At 66.5% G+C, this 17,719-nt stretch carries 17 protein-coding genes and 1 pseudogene; 10 read left to right on the top strand and 8 right to left on the bottom strand.

Annotation, left to right across the window (positions count from 1 at the left end; all coding sequences use genetic code 11):
* Positions 1-200 precede the first annotated feature (200 nt).
* The 5 genes from xth to ACMHYJ_RS06000 are packed head-to-tail and all read left to right on the top strand — an operon-like array spanning position 201 to position 4,564.
* On the top strand, positions 201-1,040 hold the full coding sequence (xth, locus tag ACMHYJ_RS06020; RefSeq protein WP_414245300.1) for an exodeoxyribonuclease III: 840 nt from the start codon (positions 201-203) through the stop codon (positions 1,038-1,040).
* A 28-nt stretch (positions 1,041-1,068) separates the two neighbouring features.
* Complete coding sequence (locus ACMHYJ_RS06015; protein WP_414245299.1) at positions 1,069-1,401, top strand: hypothetical protein; 333 nt, start codon at positions 1,069-1,071, stop codon at positions 1,399-1,401.
* A 14-nt stretch (positions 1,402-1,415) separates the two neighbouring features.
* Positions 1,416-2,063, top strand: coding sequence for a guanylate kinase (gene gmk / locus ACMHYJ_RS06010; RefSeq protein ID WP_414245298.1), 648 nt, complete (start codon positions 1,416-1,418; stop codon positions 2,061-2,063).
* A 15-nt stretch (positions 2,064-2,078) separates the two neighbouring features.
* On the top strand, positions 2,079-2,282 hold the full coding sequence (gene rpoZ / locus ACMHYJ_RS06005; RefSeq protein WP_322995242.1) for a DNA-directed RNA polymerase subunit omega: 204 nt from the start codon (positions 2,079-2,081) through the stop codon (positions 2,280-2,282).
* A 17-nt stretch (positions 2,283-2,299) separates the two neighbouring features.
* Positions 2,300-4,564, top strand: a complete 2,265-nt coding sequence (locus tag ACMHYJ_RS06000) for a RelA/SpoT family protein (protein WP_414245297.1) — start codon at positions 2,300-2,302, stop codon at positions 4,562-4,564.
* 494 nt (positions 4,565-5,058) lie between these two features.
* Here ACMHYJ_RS06000 and ACMHYJ_RS05995 read toward each other — a convergent pair whose 3' ends face one another.
* On the bottom strand, positions 5,059-7,074 hold the full coding sequence (locus ACMHYJ_RS05995; protein WP_414245296.1) for a SurA N-terminal domain-containing protein: 2,016 nt from the start codon (positions 7,072-7,074) through the stop codon (positions 5,059-5,061).
* Positions 7,075-7,288: 214 nt separating this feature from the next.
* Here ACMHYJ_RS05995 and ugpQ point away from each other — a divergent pair, with 214 nt between their 5' ends.
* Together ugpQ and ACMHYJ_RS05985 are read left to right on the top strand one after the other, a co-directional pair.
* Positions 7,289-8,056: a glycerophosphodiester phosphodiesterase gene (ugpQ, locus tag ACMHYJ_RS05990; RefSeq protein WP_414245295.1), complete on the top strand. Its 768-nt coding sequence runs from the start codon at positions 7,289-7,291 to the stop codon at positions 8,054-8,056.
* Positions 8,057-8,066: 10 nt separating this feature from the next.
* Positions 8,067-8,903: pseudogene (locus tag ACMHYJ_RS05985) on the top strand (23S rRNA (adenine(2030)-N(6))-methyltransferase RlmJ); the annotation flags it as partial.
* Between the two features lie 173 nt (positions 8,904-9,076).
* On the opposite strand, the gene ACMHYJ_RS05980 reads toward ACMHYJ_RS05985, so the two are convergent.
* Positions 9,077-9,808, bottom strand: coding sequence for a pseudouridine synthase (locus tag ACMHYJ_RS05980; RefSeq protein ID WP_414245294.1), 732 nt, complete (start codon positions 9,806-9,808; stop codon positions 9,077-9,079).
* Between the two features lie 81 nt (positions 9,809-9,889).
* On the opposite strand from ACMHYJ_RS05980, the gene ACMHYJ_RS05975 reads away from it, so the two are divergent.
* Entirely contained in the window at positions 9,890-10,498 is a 609-nt protein-coding gene (locus tag ACMHYJ_RS05975; RefSeq protein WP_414245293.1) for a chorismate--pyruvate lyase family protein, read from the top strand.
* On the opposite strand, the gene ACMHYJ_RS05970 is transcribed toward ACMHYJ_RS05975, so the two are convergent.
* On the bottom strand, positions 10,437-10,775 hold the full coding sequence (locus ACMHYJ_RS05970) for a P-II family nitrogen regulator (RefSeq protein WP_414245491.1): 339 nt from the start codon (positions 10,773-10,775) through the stop codon (positions 10,437-10,439). The two genes, ACMHYJ_RS05975 and ACMHYJ_RS05970, sit on opposite strands and share 62 nt — an antisense overlap.
* A gap of 82 nt (positions 10,776-10,857) precedes the next feature.
* Here ACMHYJ_RS05970 and argH point away from each other — a divergent pair, with 82 nt between their 5' ends.
* Positions 10,858-12,273 carry an argininosuccinate lyase gene (gene argH, locus ACMHYJ_RS05965; protein WP_414245292.1) on the top strand — a complete coding sequence of 472 codons (1,416 nt, stop codon included), beginning with the start codon at positions 10,858-10,860 and terminating at the stop codon, positions 12,271-12,273.
* A gap of 163 nt (positions 12,274-12,436) precedes the next feature.
* Here the strand turns inward: argH and rlmD are convergent, their stop codons facing one another.
* Genes rlmD through surE form a run of 5 tightly spaced genes read right to left on the bottom strand, consistent with a single transcriptional unit; the run spans position 12,437 to position 16,933 of the window.
* Complete coding sequence (rlmD, locus tag ACMHYJ_RS05960; RefSeq protein ID WP_414245291.1) at positions 12,437-13,774, bottom strand: 23S rRNA (uracil(1939)-C(5))-methyltransferase RlmD; 1,338 nt, start codon at positions 13,772-13,774, stop codon at positions 12,437-12,439.
* On the bottom strand, positions 13,767-14,546 hold the full coding sequence (locus tag ACMHYJ_RS05955; protein ID WP_414245290.1) for a 3'-5' exonuclease: 780 nt from the start codon (positions 14,544-14,546) through the stop codon (positions 13,767-13,769). Before ACMHYJ_RS05955 ends, rlmD begins: the two co-directional genes overlap by 8 nt.
* Positions 14,543-15,358 carry a peptidoglycan DD-metalloendopeptidase family protein gene (locus ACMHYJ_RS05950; protein WP_414245289.1) on the bottom strand — a complete coding sequence of 272 codons (816 nt, stop codon included), beginning with the start codon at positions 15,356-15,358 and terminating at the stop codon, positions 14,543-14,545. The genes ACMHYJ_RS05955 and ACMHYJ_RS05950 overlap by 4 nt, the downstream gene beginning before the upstream one ends.
* Positions 15,359-15,371: 13 nt before the next feature.
* Entirely contained in the window at positions 15,372-16,190 is an 819-nt protein-coding gene (locus tag ACMHYJ_RS05945) for a protein-L-isoaspartate(D-aspartate) O-methyltransferase (RefSeq protein ID WP_414245288.1), read from the bottom strand.
* Positions 16,190-16,933, bottom strand: coding sequence for a 5'/3'-nucleotidase SurE (gene surE / locus ACMHYJ_RS05940; RefSeq protein WP_414245287.1), 744 nt, complete (start codon positions 16,931-16,933; stop codon positions 16,190-16,192). The genes ACMHYJ_RS05945 and surE overlap by 1 nt, the downstream gene beginning before the upstream one ends.
* Positions 16,934-17,073: 140 nt before the next feature.
* Here surE and plsY point away from each other — a divergent pair, with 140 nt between their 5' ends.
* On the top strand, positions 17,074-17,718 hold the full coding sequence (gene plsY, locus ACMHYJ_RS05935) for a glycerol-3-phosphate 1-O-acyltransferase PlsY (protein ID WP_414245286.1): 645 nt from the start codon (positions 17,074-17,076) through the stop codon (positions 17,716-17,718).
* Position 17,719 lies beyond the last annotated feature (1 nt).

Genomic DNA, 17,719 nt, shown 5'->3' with positions numbered 1-17,719 from the left:
CTCATCTTCGGCGCCTGGGCTCGCCATACCGCGTTGCAAATCCTCGCGATAGCACTGGCTATCGCTGCGGTTTGCGCCTTGTCTGACAAGCCCAGGCATCCGAATCTGAATACACGAACTAACCAAACAGAACACTAGACCGAAAATGCGGCTTCTGGCAGTGTGATAACCATCTGATTAACAACAGAAATATCAACTGTATGAAACTCGCCACCTGGAACGTCAACTCCCTCAATGTCCGTCTGGGGCACGTCATCGACTGGCTGCGGGCCAACCCGGTGGATGCCCTGTGCCTGCAGGAACTCAAGCTGCCGGATGAAAAATTCCCGCAGCAGGCCTTGCAAGACATTGGCTACCAGGCCTGCTGGGCGGGACAAAAGACCTACAACGGGGTGGCCATCGTCAGCAAGGCGGCCCCGCTGGACGTGCAGCGCAACATCCCCGGCTACGACGACCCGCAGCAGCGCCTCATCGCCGCCACGCTGCCCGGGCCGGACGGCCGCCCGGTGCGGGTCATCAGCGCCTACTGTCCCAATGGTCAGGCGGTGGGCAGCGACAAATACACCTATAAGCTGGACTGGTTCGCCGCCCTGCGGCAATGGCTGCATCAGGAAATCGCCCGCCACGGCGATCTGGTCATTCTGGGCGACTACAACGTCGCCCCCACCGACGCCGACGTCCACGACCCCGAGGCCTGGGCCGGCGGCATCCTGGTGTCGGACGCCGAACGCGCCGCCCTGCAGAGCCTGTTGGATCTGGGCCTGCAAGACACTTTCCGCCTGTTCGACCAGGCCCCCAAAACCTTCAGCTGGTGGGATTACCGGCAGATGTCCTTCCGGCGCAACGCGGGGGTGCGCATCGACCACATCCTGGCGACGGCCGATCTGGCGGCGCGCTGCACCGCCTGCGCCGTGGACAAAATCCCCCGGGGCTGGGAAAAACCGTCCGACCACGCCCCCGTGGTGGCCCGGTTCCAAGCGATCCCGGGGACGCCCGAAGCCGCGTCCCCCATCCGCGACGAAGCCATCGACCGTCTATAATGACGGGATCAACCCCATCAAGCGTTTTATGCCCCTGAACAGCCAAATCATCTCTTTGCTAGACCAAGGCATGGTGCTGGACATCACCCTGGAAGACCTGCCGTTTCGCGTCTACGTGGCGCAGCGCCCGGCGGATGTCGAACAGGTCGCCGGCTTGGTGCCCGCCGAGCGCTTCGAGGGCGACGGCAACGTGCACGTGGCCGCCATCCACGATGCCGACGATGCGGCCGAGCAAATCCAGGATGTGCTGTTCAACCTGAGCCCGGGCGACACCGTCGTCTTTTTGTGCACCGGGCCGCAAGCCTACGCCAACGTCCTGGCCGAATTCGGCCAAGGGGCGGATTCCCCCCTGATTTCCTGATCCAGGTATCCTCGATGACAACGCTTCAAGCCGGTAATATCTTCATGGTGGTGGCCCCCAGCGGGGCCGGCAAGTCCAGTCTGGTCAATGCGCTGCTGGATCAGGACTCCGGCCTGAGCCTGTCGATTTCCAGCACGACCCGCCCGCCGCGCCCCGGCGAAGTCGACGGCAAGCACTATCGGTTCCTGTCGGCCGACAGCTTCCTGGCCTTGCGCGAACGCGGCGACATGCTGGAATGGGCCGAGGTTCACGGCAACTTCTACGGCACCCCCCGCGACCGCGTGGCCCAGGCGATTGCCGCGGGCACCGACATCATTCTGGAAATCGATTGGCAAGGCGCGCGCCAGGTGCGCCAGCATTATCCGCAGGCCCTGGGCATTTTCATCCTGCCGCCCTCCATCGAAGCCCTGGAATCCCGCCTGAACAAACGCGGCCAGGATGCGCCCCAGGTCATCGCCCGCCGCCTGCTGGCCGCCGGGGGCGAAATGGCGCATGCATCCGACTGCGAATATGTTATTATTAATCAAGACTTTAGCCTTGCATTACAACAGCTGCGGCACATTATTGCCGCAGCGCGTCTGCGTTACACGGCGCAAGCCGCCCGTCACGCCGATCTTTTCATGCAACTAGGCATCCGCAAACCCCTTACCAACGCTAGCTGACCAGGAAACCCCTTCATGGCTCGTATCACCGTAGAAGACTGCTTGCAGCAGATCCCCAATCGTTTTGACCTGACCCTGGCGGCCACGTACCGCGCCCGCGAACTGGCCCAGGGCCACGAGTCCCGCATCGAAAGCCACAACAAGCCCACCGTCACCGCCCTGCGCGAAATCGCCCAGGCCCAAGTGGGCACCGAGATGCTGCGCAAGGTTCCAACCTAAACACCACAGGGGGTTTCATGGCATTTCCCGGGATACGCGGCGCATCATCCGGCCTGCTTGCAGTTTTACGCAAGGGCCCCCGCCTGCGCCGCCGAAAACCCAACAATGCCCCGGCCTCCGTGCCCGCCGCCGCGCCCAGCCCCATCGCGTCGCTGGCGGGGCTGCACCAGATCATTTCCACCTACCTGCCCCCGCGCGACATCGAGCGCGTGCGCGAGGCCTACCGCTTTGCCGACAACGCCCACCTGGGCCAGTTCCGCGAAAGCGGCGAACCCTACATCTCGCATCCCATCGCGGTCACCGAAATCTGCGCGGGCTGGAAACTCGACGCCGACTCACTGATGGCGGCCCTGCTGCACGACGTCATCGAAGACCAGGACATCACCAAACAAGAACTGGCCGAGAAATTCGGCCAGGACGTCGCCGATATCGTCGACGGCCTGACCAAGCTCGAACGCCTGGAATACGCCACCAAGGCCGAGCAGCAAGCCGAATCCTTCCGCAAGATGCTGCTGGCCATGGCACGCGACGTGCGCGTCATCCTGATCAAGCTGGCCGACCGCCTGCACAATATGCGCACGCTGGACGCGGTGCCCCCCGACAAACGCCGGCGAGTGGCCCGCGAGACCCTGGACATCTATACGCCCATCGCCCACCGCCTGGGCCTGAACGCCCTGTTCCGCGAGCTCCAGGATCGCTGCTTCAAAGCCGCGTTCCCCAACCGCTACGTGGTTCTGCACAAGGCCATGATGGCCGCCCGAGGCAACCGCCGCGAGGTCATCACGAAAATCGCCGAGGCCGTGCGCACGGCGCTGCCCGCCGCCGGCCTGGACGCCGAAGTCAGCGGGCGCGAAAAATCCCTGTACGGCATCTACAAGAAAATGGTTCAGCAGAAAAAATCCTTTTCGGATGTGCTGGACATCTATGGTTTCCGGGTGGTGGTGCACACCCTGCCCGAATGCTATCTGGCCCTGGGCACGCTGCACCAGCTGTACCGCCCCGTGCCGGGCAAATTCAAAGACTACATCGCCATCCCCAAAATCAACGGCTACCAGTCCTTGCACACCACCCTGATCGGGCCCTATGGCACGCCCATCGAATTCCAGTTCCGCACCCGCGACATGGATCACGTGGCCGAAGAAGGCGTGGCCTCGCACTGGCTCTACAAAGAAGAAGGCACGTCGCTCAACGACCTGCAAAAACGCACCCACCAGTGGCTGCAATCTTTGCTGGACATCCAAAGCCAGACCGGCGACTCGGGCGAATTCCTGGAACACGTCAAGGTCGATCTGTTCCCGGACGCGGTGTATGTCTTCACGCCCCAGGGGAAAATCCTATCCCTGCCACGGGGCGCCACGCCGGTGGATTTCGCCTACGCCATTCACACCGACGTCGGCAACCACGCCGTGGCCTGCAAGATCAACGGCGATTACGCGCCCCTGCGCACCGAACTCCACAGCGGCGACGCCGTCGAAATCATGACCTCGTCGGCCTCGCGGCCCAGCGCCCAGTGGCTCAATTACGTGCGCACCGGGCGGGCGCGATCCGAAATCCGCCATTACCTGCGCACCGAGCGCTACGAAGAATCCATCGCCTTCGGCCGCCGCCTGCTGAACCAGGCCTTCGACCAGCTGGCCATTCCCTATCCCAAGGATGACGACCCGCAATGGGAACGCCTGGCCAAGGGCTCGGGCGGGGCCTCGCGCACCGAAATCCTGGCCGACATCGGCCTGGGCAAGCGTCTGGCCGCCGTGGTGGCGCGCCGCTTCGCCCCCGAAAACCCGATGCTGGAAACCACCGCCATGGCGGTGGACGAATTCACCTCGGTCACCAGCGCCCCCATCGTCATCCACGGCAACGAAGGCCAAGCAGTGCAGCTGGCCCCCTGTTGCGGCCCCCTGCCCGGCGATGCCATCATCGGCGGCATCCGCCTGGGCCACGGCCTGGTGATCCACATGGCCGACTGCCCCGTCGCCCTGCGTCAGCAGGCCAAAGAATCCGAGCGCTGGATTCCCGTCATCTGGGACACCAACACCGCCCGCCACCTGTCCACCCGGCTGGACGTCACGGTACTCAACGAACGCGGCGTCCTGGGCCGCCTGGCCGCCGAAATTACCGAAGCCGACTCCAACATCACCCAGCTGACCATGCCCGACGAAGCCGCTGCCACCGCCCTGCTGCACCTGACCGTGCAGGTGGACAGCCGCAAGCACCTGGCCCAGGTCATCCGCGCCATCCGGCACGTCCCCCAAGTCCAAAAAATCATCAGGGCGAAGGGATGAGACCGGACACAGAACAGTCCCTGCGGACTGTTCTGTGCCTGTCGAATCGGAGCGGCTTGCAAGCCGCGACGTGGACTGACGCTCCGGCTCTAAGCAACTGAGAATCCTTTTGTGCCTATCGAATCGGAGTCGCCTGCAGGCGACGACGTGGACTGACGCCTCAGCCCTAAGCAACCGCAGACCCTTTTCCGCCTATTTCACCGGAGCGGCCTGCAGGCCCGCGACGTGGACAAGCCCGGAGCCATTAGAGAATCTCGTCGAATTCACTACGACTGATGCGATCATGATTCACCAGCAACGCCCTGATCGTTAACGCGGAAACGCGGAAACGCGGAAACGCGGAAACGCCAAAATGATGTGCCGCGTCTTGCTGACTTTCCATCGCGTAATCTCCACCCGACAAAGACCAGCTGGCCAAAACATCAAGACCTCACGCAGACGCTTAATGCCCGCCGCACAGGACAGCCCGCTCGGACTGCCCCGCGCCCTTTGCCTCAACGACTGCCGCCATCGCCTTCGGCGACCAGCCTTTTCCCGTCTTCGGTCAACTGCGCGCCCAGGGCGTGGCGCAGCTCGGTCTTCAGGGCCTGTTCCTCGACACCGCCCCAGACACGCGCCAATTGGGCGCCCAAGCCTTCCAGCGCGGGCTTGTCCGTGACCCCGGGGGTGACATGATCCAACTGGATCACGACATAGGCCTGCGGCACCGACACGCCCCCATAAGCGGGCAACGCCTTGGCATCCACCGCGAACACCGCATCCATCACGGGCTTGTTCAGGCCGCCGGGATCAAGACGGCTGATCGTCATGGGCGCCTCGAAGCCGTCCGCCGCGTCCGCCGAAGCGGCCGGGTCGGCGGACGCGGACGACGCATCGCCCGCCGGCGCAGCGGCTGGCCGCGCCTTGATCGCGGCCAGGGCGTCCTGGCCCGCCGCGACGGCGGCCGCCAGGGCGCGTTCATCTTTGAGCTGGTCTTCGATGTACGCGCGAACCTGATCCAGCGGCGGCACGTGCGACGGGCTGACCTCGTTTACCCGCACCACCGCCATGGTGTCCGGGGAAATTTCAATCACGCCGGAGTTCTGCTTGTCGGTCAGAACCTGGCTGCTGAACAGGGCCTGGCGCACGCGCACATCGCCCAGAATGGCGGCATCCGGCGAAGCCGCGGCGGCATCGGGGCCGATTTCATCGGCGTTCAGCAGACGATCCCGGGCAATGCCCCGGGCCTGGCGCACCGACAGGCCGAGATCCTTGGCGGCGGGATCCAGGCTGGATGGATTGTCATAGACCAGGCCGGTCAGCTTCGTGGCCATGTCGGCGAACTGGTCGGCCGCCAACTGGCGGCGGACTTCGGCCTCGACCTTGGGGCGGGCTTCGTCGAAGGTCTCGCCTTTTTCGGGCTGGACTTCATTGGCCATGAACACGTGATAGCCCTCGGGGCCTTTGACCGGGTCGGAGACACTGCCCTGCTTCAAGGCAAAGACGGATTGTTCCATGTCCAACGGCAGGGTGCCACGCTGCACCCAGCCCAGTTTGCCGCCATCGCGGGCCGTGCCGGCATCCTGGGATTCTTTGCGGGCCAGCTCGGCGAACTGATCGGGATGGGCCCGGGCCCGCCGGGCGATTTCCTGGGCATTGGCCAGGGCCGCCTGAGTGGCCTCATCCGAAGCGCCGGCGGGCAGCTTGACCAGGATATGGCTGACATTGCTGCGGGCGGGCACCACATAGCGGGTCTTGTTCTGCTCGTAATATTCTTTCAGCTGATCGTCGCTGATGCTGGGCACGCTGGCCACGGCGGCGGCTTCGTCCAGCACCAGGTAGTCGATGGACACCTGATCGGGCAGGCGCAGGGCATCCTGATGGCCGTCGTACCAGGCTTGAACGTCTTCGGGGGTGATCTGGATACTTTTTTCGTAGTCCGCCGCCGGGAAAATCCGCAGCCGCACCGTGCGTTCTTCGCTGAGGGCGCGTTTCAGGCGATCCAGCACCGGCGCGGGCAGCGTGGCGGTGTCGCGCACCGGCCCCAGCACGGTATCCAGGGCGAGTTCGGCCCGCTGGCCGGCTTCGAAGTCGCGCGGATTCATGCCCACCGACGCCAGGACTTCATGATAGCGGTCGGCGGAGAATTGGCCATCCACCTGCAATTGCGGCATGGCCGCAATGGCTCGGCGCAGGGCATTGTCCGACACGCTGAAGTGCTCGTCCGTGGCCAGGGCGATCTGCACCTTGCGGTCGATCAGTTGATCCAGCAAGGCCTGGCGCGCCTGGGGATTGTCCAGCAGGGCCGGATCGAAGCGGCCCTGGCTGCTTTCCTGCATCTGCTGCAGCTGGTTGCGCTGCGCCTGGGTGAATTCCTGCTTGGTCACGGTCAGCTTGCCGATTTCGGCCATGGCCGGATCGGCCGTGACCACGGAATAGCCGCTGATCCCGAGAAACACAAAGGACGGCACCACCAGAATCAGGAGAATCAGCTGCATCAGCCGTTGGTGCGTGCGAATGAAATCGAACATGGGCGAAGGTCCTGCTGAAGGCGGCTGGCAGGCGGCCAGCCGCGTCCGAAACAAAAAAGGCGAACACAGCCGCCCAGACCGGCTGACCGGATTGACAGCCGAAAGTGACCCGCAGTTTACCATTCCGGCACACAGGCTGCGCAGCCCAAAAGGTTCCGGGCGCGCCTCGGCAGACGGTAGAATGGCGCTTTATCTTGTCTCATGGGCAGTTTTCATGCGCACCTCCCACCCCGATTGGCCCTGGCCTGCCCTGATCGCCCACCGGGGCGGTGGACGGCTGGCCCCGGAAAACACCCTGGCCGCCCTGCGCACCGGGGTGGCCCACGGCTACAAGATGGCCGAATACGACGCCAAACTCAGCCAGGACGGGCTGGTCTTCCTGCTGCACGACGACCAGGTCGACCGCACCAGCGACGGCCACGGCCTGGCCAGCCAACTGAGCTGGGCCGCGCTGGCCGCGCTGGATTTCGGCAGCTGGCACGGGCCCGATTTTGCCGGCGAACCCGCCCCGGCGCTGACCGCCGTCGCGCGCTATACCCAGGCGCACGGCATGCACAGCAACATCGAGATCAAGCCCGTCACCGGACACGACGCCGCCACCGGGCAAGCCGTGGCCCGGGCGGCCGCCCGGCTGTGGGCCGGGGCCGCCCTGCCCCCCCTGCTGTCCTCGTTTTCCGAGACCGCCCTGGAAGCCGCCCGCACGGCGGCGCCCGGCCTGCCCCGCGCCCTGCTGATCGAAGGCCCGGTGCCCACGGACTGGCGGGCGCGCCAACTGGGCCTGGGCTGCATCGGCCTGAACATCGACACCCGGCATGCCGACCAGGCCCTGGTGCGCGACGTGCTGGATCAAGGGGCCACCCTGGCGGTCTGGACGGTCAACGACCCCGCCCGCGCCCGCGAACTGCTGGACTGGGGTTGCCAGGCCATTTTCACCGACGCGCTGGATGCGATCCGGCCCACGGACACCGCCCTCACCCGCTAGGCCCGCCTTTATGTTCAGTTACCGACACGCCTTTCACGCCGGCAACCACGCCGACGTCCTGAAGCACGCCATCCTGGCGCAAATTCTGGATTACTTCAACCAAAAAGACACACCCTACTGGGTGATCGACACCCACGCCGGGGCCGGGCTGTATGCCCTGAACGGCGAATGGGCCGGCCAAAGCGGTGAGGTCACCGAAGGGCTGGATCGCATCCTGGGCCGGGCCCAGCCGCCGGTCCTGGTCGAGCGCTATCTGCGGGCGGTGCAGGACTTCAACCCCGATGGCGTGGCCAACCTGTATCCGGGGTCGCCCTGCCTGGCGCTGCACGCCATGCGCCCGCAAGACCGCCTGCGGCTGTTCGAGCTGCACCCCACCGAAGGCCAGGTGCTGGAAGACACGCTGCGCCGGCAGGTCAGGGCCTCGCCCCGCCAGGTGGCCGTATCCCGATCCGACGGCTTCGCGGGCCTGAAGCGCCTGCTGCCCCCGCCGCCCCGGCGCGGGCTGATCGTGATCGACCCGTCCTACGAAAACAAGCACGACTACCGCGCCGTCCTGCAGGCGCTGCGCGACGGCCTGCAGCGCTTCGCCCAGGGCTGTTTCATCGTCTGGTATCCCTTGATCCAGCGGATGCAGGCGCACGACATGGTGCGCGCGCTGGAACACTTGCCGGTGGACTGGCTGAACGCCAGCCTGACGGTGCGCAAGCCCGCGGCCGACGGCCTGGGCATGCACGGCAGCGGCCTGTTCGTGGTGAACCCGCCCTGGACGCTGGAAGCCGAGCTGCGCACCGCCCTGCCCTGGCTGAAAACCGCGCTGGGCCAGGACGAGCACGCCAGATTCAGTTTAAACACCAGCCAGCGTGCGCGCCCGGCTGAGTTCGGCCCCGGCGCCAGCCTGGCCCCGGCCAGAGAAAAACCCGGCAACCGCCGCCGCGTCCCCGGCGGCATCGGGGGCCAAAAACGTCCGGCGCCACGCAAGCAGCCCCCTGTGGCGGACGGGGCCGCCGGCAAAAAAGAACGTTAAAACCGTTCACCCTCACGCAGATAGCGCCATTGGCCCAGCGGCAGGTCGCCCAGCACGACCTGGCCCATGCGCACGCGTTTCAGGCCCGCCACCTTCAAGCCGACCTGTTCGCACATCCGGCGGATCTGGCGCTTGCGGCCCTCGCGCAGGATGAAATGCAGCTGGTCTTCGTTTTGCCAGTGCACCTTGGCGGGCCGCAGGGCCTGGCCATCCAGCGTCAGGCCGTGGTTCAGCAATGCCAGGCCGCCCGCCGACAAACGGCCTTCGACCCGCACCAGGTATTCTTTCTCGATGCCGGAATCATCGCCGATCAGCTGACGCGCCACCCGGCCGTCCTGGGTCAGCACCAGCAGCCCCTGGGAATCAATGTCCAGGCGGCCCGCCGGGGCCAGCCCGCGGACGTGGCCGGGTTCGAAGCGGCGGCGGGCCTTGTCGGCATGAAACTGGGTATCGGCGCGCACCAGCGAGGCGGCCAGCCGGTAGCCGTGATCGGCCTGGTGCGACACATAGCCCACGGGCTTGTTGAGCACAATGGTGACCTTGTCGGTCTGCCGCCGGGCCGCCTGGCGTTCGAGGGCGATCCGCGCATTGGGCAGGGCCTTGGTGCCGAGCTCGCGGACAATATGGCCGTCGACGCGCACCCAGCCGCGTTCGATGTAGGCATCGGCCTCGCGCCGCGAGCACAGGCCGCGCTGAGCCATTAATTTTGATATTCTGACTGGTTCCATGATGAAACGCATTGTAGCTTGATCCCCCCGGGAGCGGCGGCTCGCCGCACACCGGATCGGGCATGCTATCGTGTCGCCCCGATGACCCCGCAAACCGCCAGCCCGCGCCGATGGCGCGATATTCCCTCCCCCTGCCTGGATGCCGCGCAGCAGGCCTGGCTGCAGCAGCCCGGCGCCCTGACCGCCGGCCTGCGCCGCCTGGGCCGGGTCAAGCTGTTCGTGCGCCGCGAGACCCCCCTGGCGCTGCCCGCCTGCTGGGCCGCGGAATCCGGCCTGCCCGCCGGCACTTGCGTCTGGTGGCGCGAAATCCTGATGACCATCGACGGCTGCCCCGGCGTGCAGGCCTGCAGCTTCACCCCCTGGCCGGCCGGCCTGGGGGCCTGGAAGGCCATGCGCGGCCTGGGCCGCCACCCGCTGGCGGACATCCTGTACCAAGACCCGCGCATTGAGCGCAGCGCATTTCGCTTTGGGCGGCTGCGCGCCCGCCAGGCGGGCGCGCCCTGGGCGGTGCCCGAAGCGGACGCCCCCATCGAGGCCCGGCATTCGGTGTTCACCCGGCTGGGCCAGCCGCTGTTGGTGGCGGAGTATTTCCTGCCCGCCTTCTGGGCACTGGCCGGACAGGCGGGCGCTATAGGGCCTCGACGCCGCTTTCCCCGGTGCGAATCCGCACGGCCTGTTCCACCGGCGTGACGAAGATCTTGCCGTCGCCGATCTTGCCGGTGCGCGCCGCCCGGATGATGGCGTCGATGACGCCTTCGGTCTGGTCGGCGGCCACCACGACGTCGATGCGGATCTTGGGCAGAAAATCCACGACGTATTCGGCGCCACGATACAGCTCGGTATGGCCTTTCTGCCGCCCGAAGCCCTTGACCTCGGCCACCGTCAGGCCATTGACGCCCAAATCCGACAAGGCCTCGCGCACCTCGTCCAGTTTGAAGGGTTTGACAATCGCCGTGATCTGCTTCATGTCTGACTGCGCCATGGTGTCCGGTTTCCACTGAAAACCTTTAATATAGCGCAGGTTCCGCCTCGTCTATAATTCCCGCACTATGTCCAATACCCCCGCCTCCCACAATCAGTTCGACAACAAATCCCAGGCTTGGTCGGCCCGCTTCTCCGAACCGGTGTCCGATCTGGTCAAGCGCTATACCGCCTCGGTTCACTTCGACCAGCGCATGGCGCGCTTCGACATCCAGGGCTCCCTGGCCCACGCCGACATGCTGGCCGCCGTGGGGGTCATCGGCCCCGCCGACCTGGCCGACATCCAGCGCGGCATGGCCCAGATCCTGCAGGAAATCCAGGACGGCCAATTCCAGTGGTCGCTCGATCTGGAAGACGTGCACCTGAATATCGAAAAACGCCTGGTCGAACTGATCGGCGACGCGGGCAAGCGCCTGCACACCGGGCGTTCGCGCAACGACCAGGTGGCCACCGACATCCGCCTGTGGCTGCGCCACGAAATCGACCTGGCGATCGACCTGCTGGGGCAGTTGCGCCAGAGCCTGGCCACCCTGGCCCTGCGGCACGCCGACACCATCCTGCCCGGCTTCACCCACCTGCAGGTCGCCCAGCCCGTCACCTTCGGCCATCACCTGCTGGCCTACGCCGAAATGTTCGGCCGCGACGCCGAACGTCTGGCCGATTGCCGCCGCCGCACCAACCGCCTGCCCCTGGGGGCCGCCGCCCTGGCCGGCACCAGCTATCCCATCGACCGCGAACGCGTGGCCCGCAGCCTGGGGTTCGACGACGTCTGCCGCAATTCGCTGGATGCCGTGTCCGACCGCGACTTCGCCATCGAATTCTGCGCCGCCGCCGCGCTCATCATGACGCACATCTCGCGCCTGTCCGAAGAACTGGTGCTGTGGATGAGCCCCCGCGTGGGCTTCATCGACCTGGCCGACCGTTTCTGCACGGGCAGCTCGATCATGCCGCAAAAGAAAAACCCCGACGTGCCCGAACTGGCCCGGGGCAAGACCGGCCGCGTGCATGGCCATCTGGTGGCCCTGCTGACGCTCATGAAAGGCCAGCCCCTGGCCTATAACAAAGACAACCAGGAAGACAAGGAAGGCCTGTTCGACACCGCCGACACGATCCGCGACACCCTGACCATCTTTGTGGACATGATGGGCGGGGTGCAAGTCAAGCCCGACGCCATGCGGGCCGCCGCCCTGCAGGGCTACGCCACCGCCACCGACCTGGCGGACTACCTGGTCAAGCGCGGCGTGCCTTTCCGCGACGCCCATGAAACCGTGGCCCTGGCGGTGCGGTCGTGTGAACAACGCGGCTGCGATCTGGCCGATCTTTCCCTGGACGAACTGCGCGGCTTCCACGCGGACATCGGCGAAGACGTCTTCCAGGTGCTGACCCTGGAAGGCTCGGTCGCCGCCCGCAAGCACATCGGCGGCACCGCCCCCGAGCGCGTGCGTCTTGAAGCGCGGCGCATCCTGGACGCGGGCGAGGGCTGACCGCTCCGCCGCCCCGATCCGGCCGCCGGACAGCGGCCGGACAACCGGGCGGGATCGGCCCCGGCGGCCTGTCCGGCTTGCCTGCCCTACTCAATTGACTGGCTTCCCTGCCCAGCTCGATTGACTGGCTTGTCTGCCCTACGCGATTGGCTGGGCAGGCGGCTCAGGCCGCCGTGGCCGAGGGCTCGAACACCGCGATGGACTCCACATGCGCGGTGTGCGGGAACATGTTCACCGCGCCAGCCGCCTTCAGGACCCAGCCGCCCACATGATGCAGATAGCCCGCGTCCCGGGCCAGGGTGGCCGGATTACAGGACACATACACCACCCGGCGCGGGCGTTCGGCGGGCGCCAACGCGGCCAGGGCCTGCGCCACGGCAAAGGCCCCCTCGCGCGGCGGGTCGATCAGCATGCGGTCGAAATAACCCAGGCCGCGCAGCCACTCGGCGTCCACCTCGAACAGGTTCAGCTTCGTGAACTCGGTGCGATCCGCCAGGCCCTGGCGGGCCGCGTCCTCGCGGGCGCGGGCCACCAGGGTTTCACTGCCTTCGATGCCCACCACCCGGCGCGCCTGGGTGGCCAGCGGCAGGCTGAAATTGCCCAGGCCACAGAACAGATCCGCCACGCGGTCTTCGGGCCGCACCGCCAGCAGGGTCAAGGCGCGGGCGATCAAGGCCTGGTTGATGAAGGGGTTGACCTGGGTGAAATCCGCCGGCCGGTAATGCATGCGCAAACCATAGGCGGGCAAGGCATAGGCCAGGGCATCAACCTGGGCCGGATCCAGCGGATGGGCGGTTTCCGGGCCCTTGGGCTGCAGCCACCAGACCACCCGGTGCTGTTCTCCGAAATCGCGCAGGCGCCGCAGATCGGCGTCGGTCAGGGGTTCCAGGTGCCGCAGGCACAGCGCGGTGGCCTGGTCGCCCACGGCGACTTCGATCTGCGGGATGCGATCCGGGCGCGACAAGCCGCCCACCAGGCCGCGCAGCGGCAGCAGCAGGGCGGACACATGCGGCGGCAGCACCCGGCATTCGCGGATATCGGCCACATAGCTGCTGCGCCTTTCACGAAACCCCACCAGCACGCCGCCCTTTTTGGGAACCAGACGCACAGACAGGCGGGCGCGGTGCCGGTAGCCCCAGGCGGGCCCCTGCATGGCGGGCAGGATCTGATCTGGCCTGACCTTGCCCAGATGGGCCAGGGCGTCTTCCAGGGCGCGCTGCTTGACCGCCATCTGGGCGGCCACGTCCAGGTGCTGCATGGCGCAGCCCCCGCACACGCCGAAATGCGGACAGGGCGGCGTCGTGCGCTGGGCCGACGCCCGCAGAATGGTTTCCGCCTGGGCCTTGTCGTAGGACGGCTTGCGCCGCGTGACCCGCGCCACCACGCGTTCGCCGGTCAAGGCCCCGTCGACGAAGACGACTTTGCCGTCATGGTGGGCAATGCCCTGCCCGTCGAGATCCAGCGATTCGATATCCAGAGTGTACGAGCGGGTTTCAGGCATGGGTCCAGGCGGCGAGAAATTCTTTCCAGTGGGGGGCGTCGATGGCGGCCAGCGTGCCGCGCACCAAGTCCAGTTCGGCGGCATACGACACCGCATCCAGTTCGCCCTTGATCAGGCGGTAGCGGCAGTACACCAGCCAGGTGTTGACCACGTCGGTTTCGCAGTAGTTGCGCACGGCGTCGCGCTGGCCCGCATGCCAGGCCTGCCAGACCTGGCCACCGTCCATGTCCAGCTTGCCCGGAAAACCGCACAGCTTGGCCAGTTGGTCCAGCGGCGCATTGGCGCGGCCATTGAACTTGGCCAGCACGTCCATCAGGTCGACGTGGCGGGTGTGGTAGCGGTTCAGATAATTGTTGAAGCGGAAATCGCGGTCGTCCTCGCCGGTGTCCCAGTAGCGGGGCGCGGCCACCCCGTGGATCAGACTGCGGTAATGCAGCACGGGCAGGTCGAAGCCGGATCCGTTCCAGCTGACCAGCGTCGGGGTGTAGTGGCCGATGGTCTTGAAAAACCCGGAAAGCAGGGCGGCCTCCGGGTCGTCCGCCTGGCCGATGGTGCGCACCCGAAAGCCGCTGTCGTCGCGAAAGGCGCAACCCACCACCGCCACCTGCTGCAGATGCAGGGGCAGGAAATCGGTGCCGTGGGTTTCGCGCCGCTGGGCCAGGGCGGTTTCGATCAGGTCGGCATCGGGCAAATCGGCCCACTGCGGGTTAAGCCGCCGCAAACCGGCGGCATCCGGGATGGTTTCCAGGTCGAAGACCAGAATGGGAATCATCGGGCAGGCAAGTAGGACAAGGGGTTGACGGGATTGCCATTGCGCCGGATTTCAAAGTGCAGGCGCGGCGACGTGGTGTCGGTCTGGCCCACGGTGGCGATTTTTTCGCCTTTCTTGACCGACCCGCCGGTCTTGACCAGCAGGGTCTGGTTATGGGCATAGGCCGTAATGAAACCGTTGCTGTGACCCAGCAGGATCAGATTGCCCAGGCCGCGCACGCCGTTGCCCGCGTACATGACCTTGCCATCGGCGGCGGCCTGCACGGGCGTACCTGCGGCGCCTTCGATGTCGATGCCTTTGGTGGTGCTGCTGAAGCCCTGGATGATCTTGCCGCTGGCCGGCCAGGCCCACGATACCAGGCCGGCATCGCTGGCGCGCGCGGCGCTGGTGCTGACCGGCGCCGAAGCCGTCCCCGTGGCGCTGGAGGACGTGCCGCCGCCCGGCGGGGCGACCGGCGTGGCCACCGGGGTCGAGCCGCCGGCGGGCTTGGGCGTGCCGCCATCCAGGCGCAGCACCTGCCCGATCGCCAGCTGGGCGGGGTCGGTGATGCCGTTCAGTTGCACCAGGCGGGAGACTTCCATGCCGTGGGCCTGGGCGATTTTATATAAGGTGTCGCCGGCGCGCACCACATAGGTGCCCGTGGCGGCCTGGGTAGCCGACCCGCTGGAGTGATCCGCCACCGGCGCGCGCTGCGAACGCGAGGCGCAGCCTGCCAATGCCAGGGCAGACAACGCAGCGGCCAACAGCAGCATGCGCCCGGGGCGCATGGATCTGGGGGTTGGAGCAACTGTCACCAGCGTCCCTTCGTGCATGTGGTTCTCCTACTCAGGCCTGCGTGCCAGGACGCAGTGGTACAAATCGGACATCTTCGAGTTCGACCCGGTGCCAGGAGGCCGGGCCCGTGCGCTCGAAAAGTATAAGTTTTTGGTGCGCCGCACCCTCGGGGGCGATCAGGCGGGCGCCGACGGCCAATTGGTGCAACAGGACTTCTGGGATTTTAACCCCGGCGGCGGCCACGACAATGCCGTCGAACGGCGCGCGATGTTCCAGGCCCTGCATGCCGTCGCCAAACGACAGCCGCACCCGGCCCCTGGCCTTGCCATGCGACAGATTGAGCCGGGCCTGGTCGTACAGGCCGCGGATGCGTTCGACGGCGTAGACCTCGGGCACGAACTGCGCCAGCACAGCCGCCTGGTAGCCGCAGCCGGCGCCGATCTCCAGCACCCGCTGCGGGCTGCGATCCTGCGCCATGGTGGCCAGCATGTGGGCCACCACCCAGGGCTGGGAGATCGTCTGGCCATAGCCGATGGGCAGCGCGGCGTCCTCGTAGGCCCGGCTGGCCAGGCCCTGATCCACGAAATCGTGCCGGGCAACCGCCTGCATGGCCGCCAGAACCCGCTCGTCGCGGATGCCCTGGTCGCGCAAACGACGCACCATCTGGATGCGCAGACGATCCGAGTTCAGCCCCAGGTTGGCGGGCGCGGCGACGGGCGCCAGGGTTAGCGGGCTGGACGCCCCCGCCTTGGGCCCCAGTATCCGGGTATTGCTGTTGGCCACCGAATATCCGGGCCCCAGCGCGGCGCTGCGCACCGGGCTGCGCCGCGCTGGGGCCGGCTGGCCTTTAGGCGGACGCGATTTGATCATCAGGCCGATATCCATTGGGCAAGGGGCTGGGCCTGGGCATGATCCGTCAGATCCAGGCGCAGCGGGGTCAGGGAGACCGCCAGCGCTTCCGTGGCGCCGAAATCGGTATCCATCCCGCCGTCCAGCGGGCGGCCCACGGGGCCGATCCAGTAGACGGTCTCGCCATACGGCGTGGTGCTGCGGATGACGGGCTCGGACGGATGCCGCCGGCCCAGGCGCGTGGGCCGAAACCCGGTGAGTTCGCGGTACGGGATGGACGGGATGTTGACATTCAGCAGCATGGGGCCCTGCCAGGGCCGATCACGAAACCGGGCGACCAGTTCCTGGGCCACCTGCGTGGCGGTCTCCAGGTGCTGCCAATCGCGGCTCAACAAAGACAGCGCGATCGAGGGCAGGCCGAACAGATAGCCTTCGGAGGCCGCCGCCACCGTCCCGGAATACAGCGTGTCCTCGCCCATGTTGGCGCCGTTGTTGATCCCGGACACCACCAGATCCGGGCGGAAATCCAGCAAGCCGGTCAGCGCCACGTGGACGCAATCCGAAGGCGTGCCGTTGACAAAGAAAAACCCGTTGGCGGCCTGCCGCACCGACAGAGGCCGGCGCAGCGTCAGGGAATTGGACGCCCCGCTGCAGTTGGTCTCGGGCGCCACCACAGTAACGTCCGCCAAAGGGCGCAACGCCGCCACCAGGGCTTCGATGCCCGCCGCGTTGTAACCATCATCGTTTGAGACCAGAATGCGCATTGCCGTCCGCCTATGGGAAACCGAAGAATGAAGCGAATTGTACCCGGGGATACCCTGATCTGGATGACGCTGAGGCCCGCCGGCTTTAGAATGACCCCCATTCGGATAGATATGGCCTGCCACGGGCCATCGTAAAACACATGCCTGACTTGCTTTCGACCCTGAGCCCCGTTCTCGCCCTGATCGGGGGATACCTGCTGGGTTCCCTGCCTTTTGCCGTGATCGTCAGCCGCCTGATGGGCCTGCGCGACCCGCGCAGCTTCGGCTCGGGCAACCCGGGCGCCACCAATGTGCTGCGCAGCGGCAGCAAGACGGCCGCCGTGCTCACCCTGCTGGGGGATGCGGCCAAAGGCTGGGCCGCCGTCGCGCTGGCGGCCTGGTGCGTGCGCCAGGGCGGGCTGCCCGCGCTGGTCATCCCGCTGGCCGGCCTGGGCGCGGTGCTGGGTCACATGCTATCCGTATTCCTGCAGTTTCGCGGGGGCAAGGGCGTCGCCACCGCCCTGGGGGTGCTGTTGGCGCTGCAGCCCGGGCTGGCGCTGGCCGCCGTCCTGACCTTCCTGGTCGTGGTGTTCGCCACCCGCTATGCGTCGCTGGCGTCCATTCTGGCGGCCGTCTTCGCCCCCTTCTATTATGTTCTGGGCGACAACGTGGCCTGGCGCGCCAACGCGCCCACGGCGATCGTCATCGTCCTGATCAGCGTGCTGGTGATCAACCGCCACAAAGCCAATATCAGCCGCCTGCTGAAAGGCACCGAAAGCCGCCTGGGGGCAAAGAAAAAGCCTTGAC

It is taken from the genome of Castellaniella hirudinis, assembly GCF_047468865.1.
GTDB classification, from domain to species: domain Bacteria; phylum Pseudomonadota; class Gammaproteobacteria; order Burkholderiales; family Burkholderiaceae_B; genus Castellaniella; species Castellaniella hirudinis_A.
The sequence above is the reverse complement of the archived record's forward strand: the minus strand, read 5'-3'. Positions and strand labels throughout refer to the sequence as shown.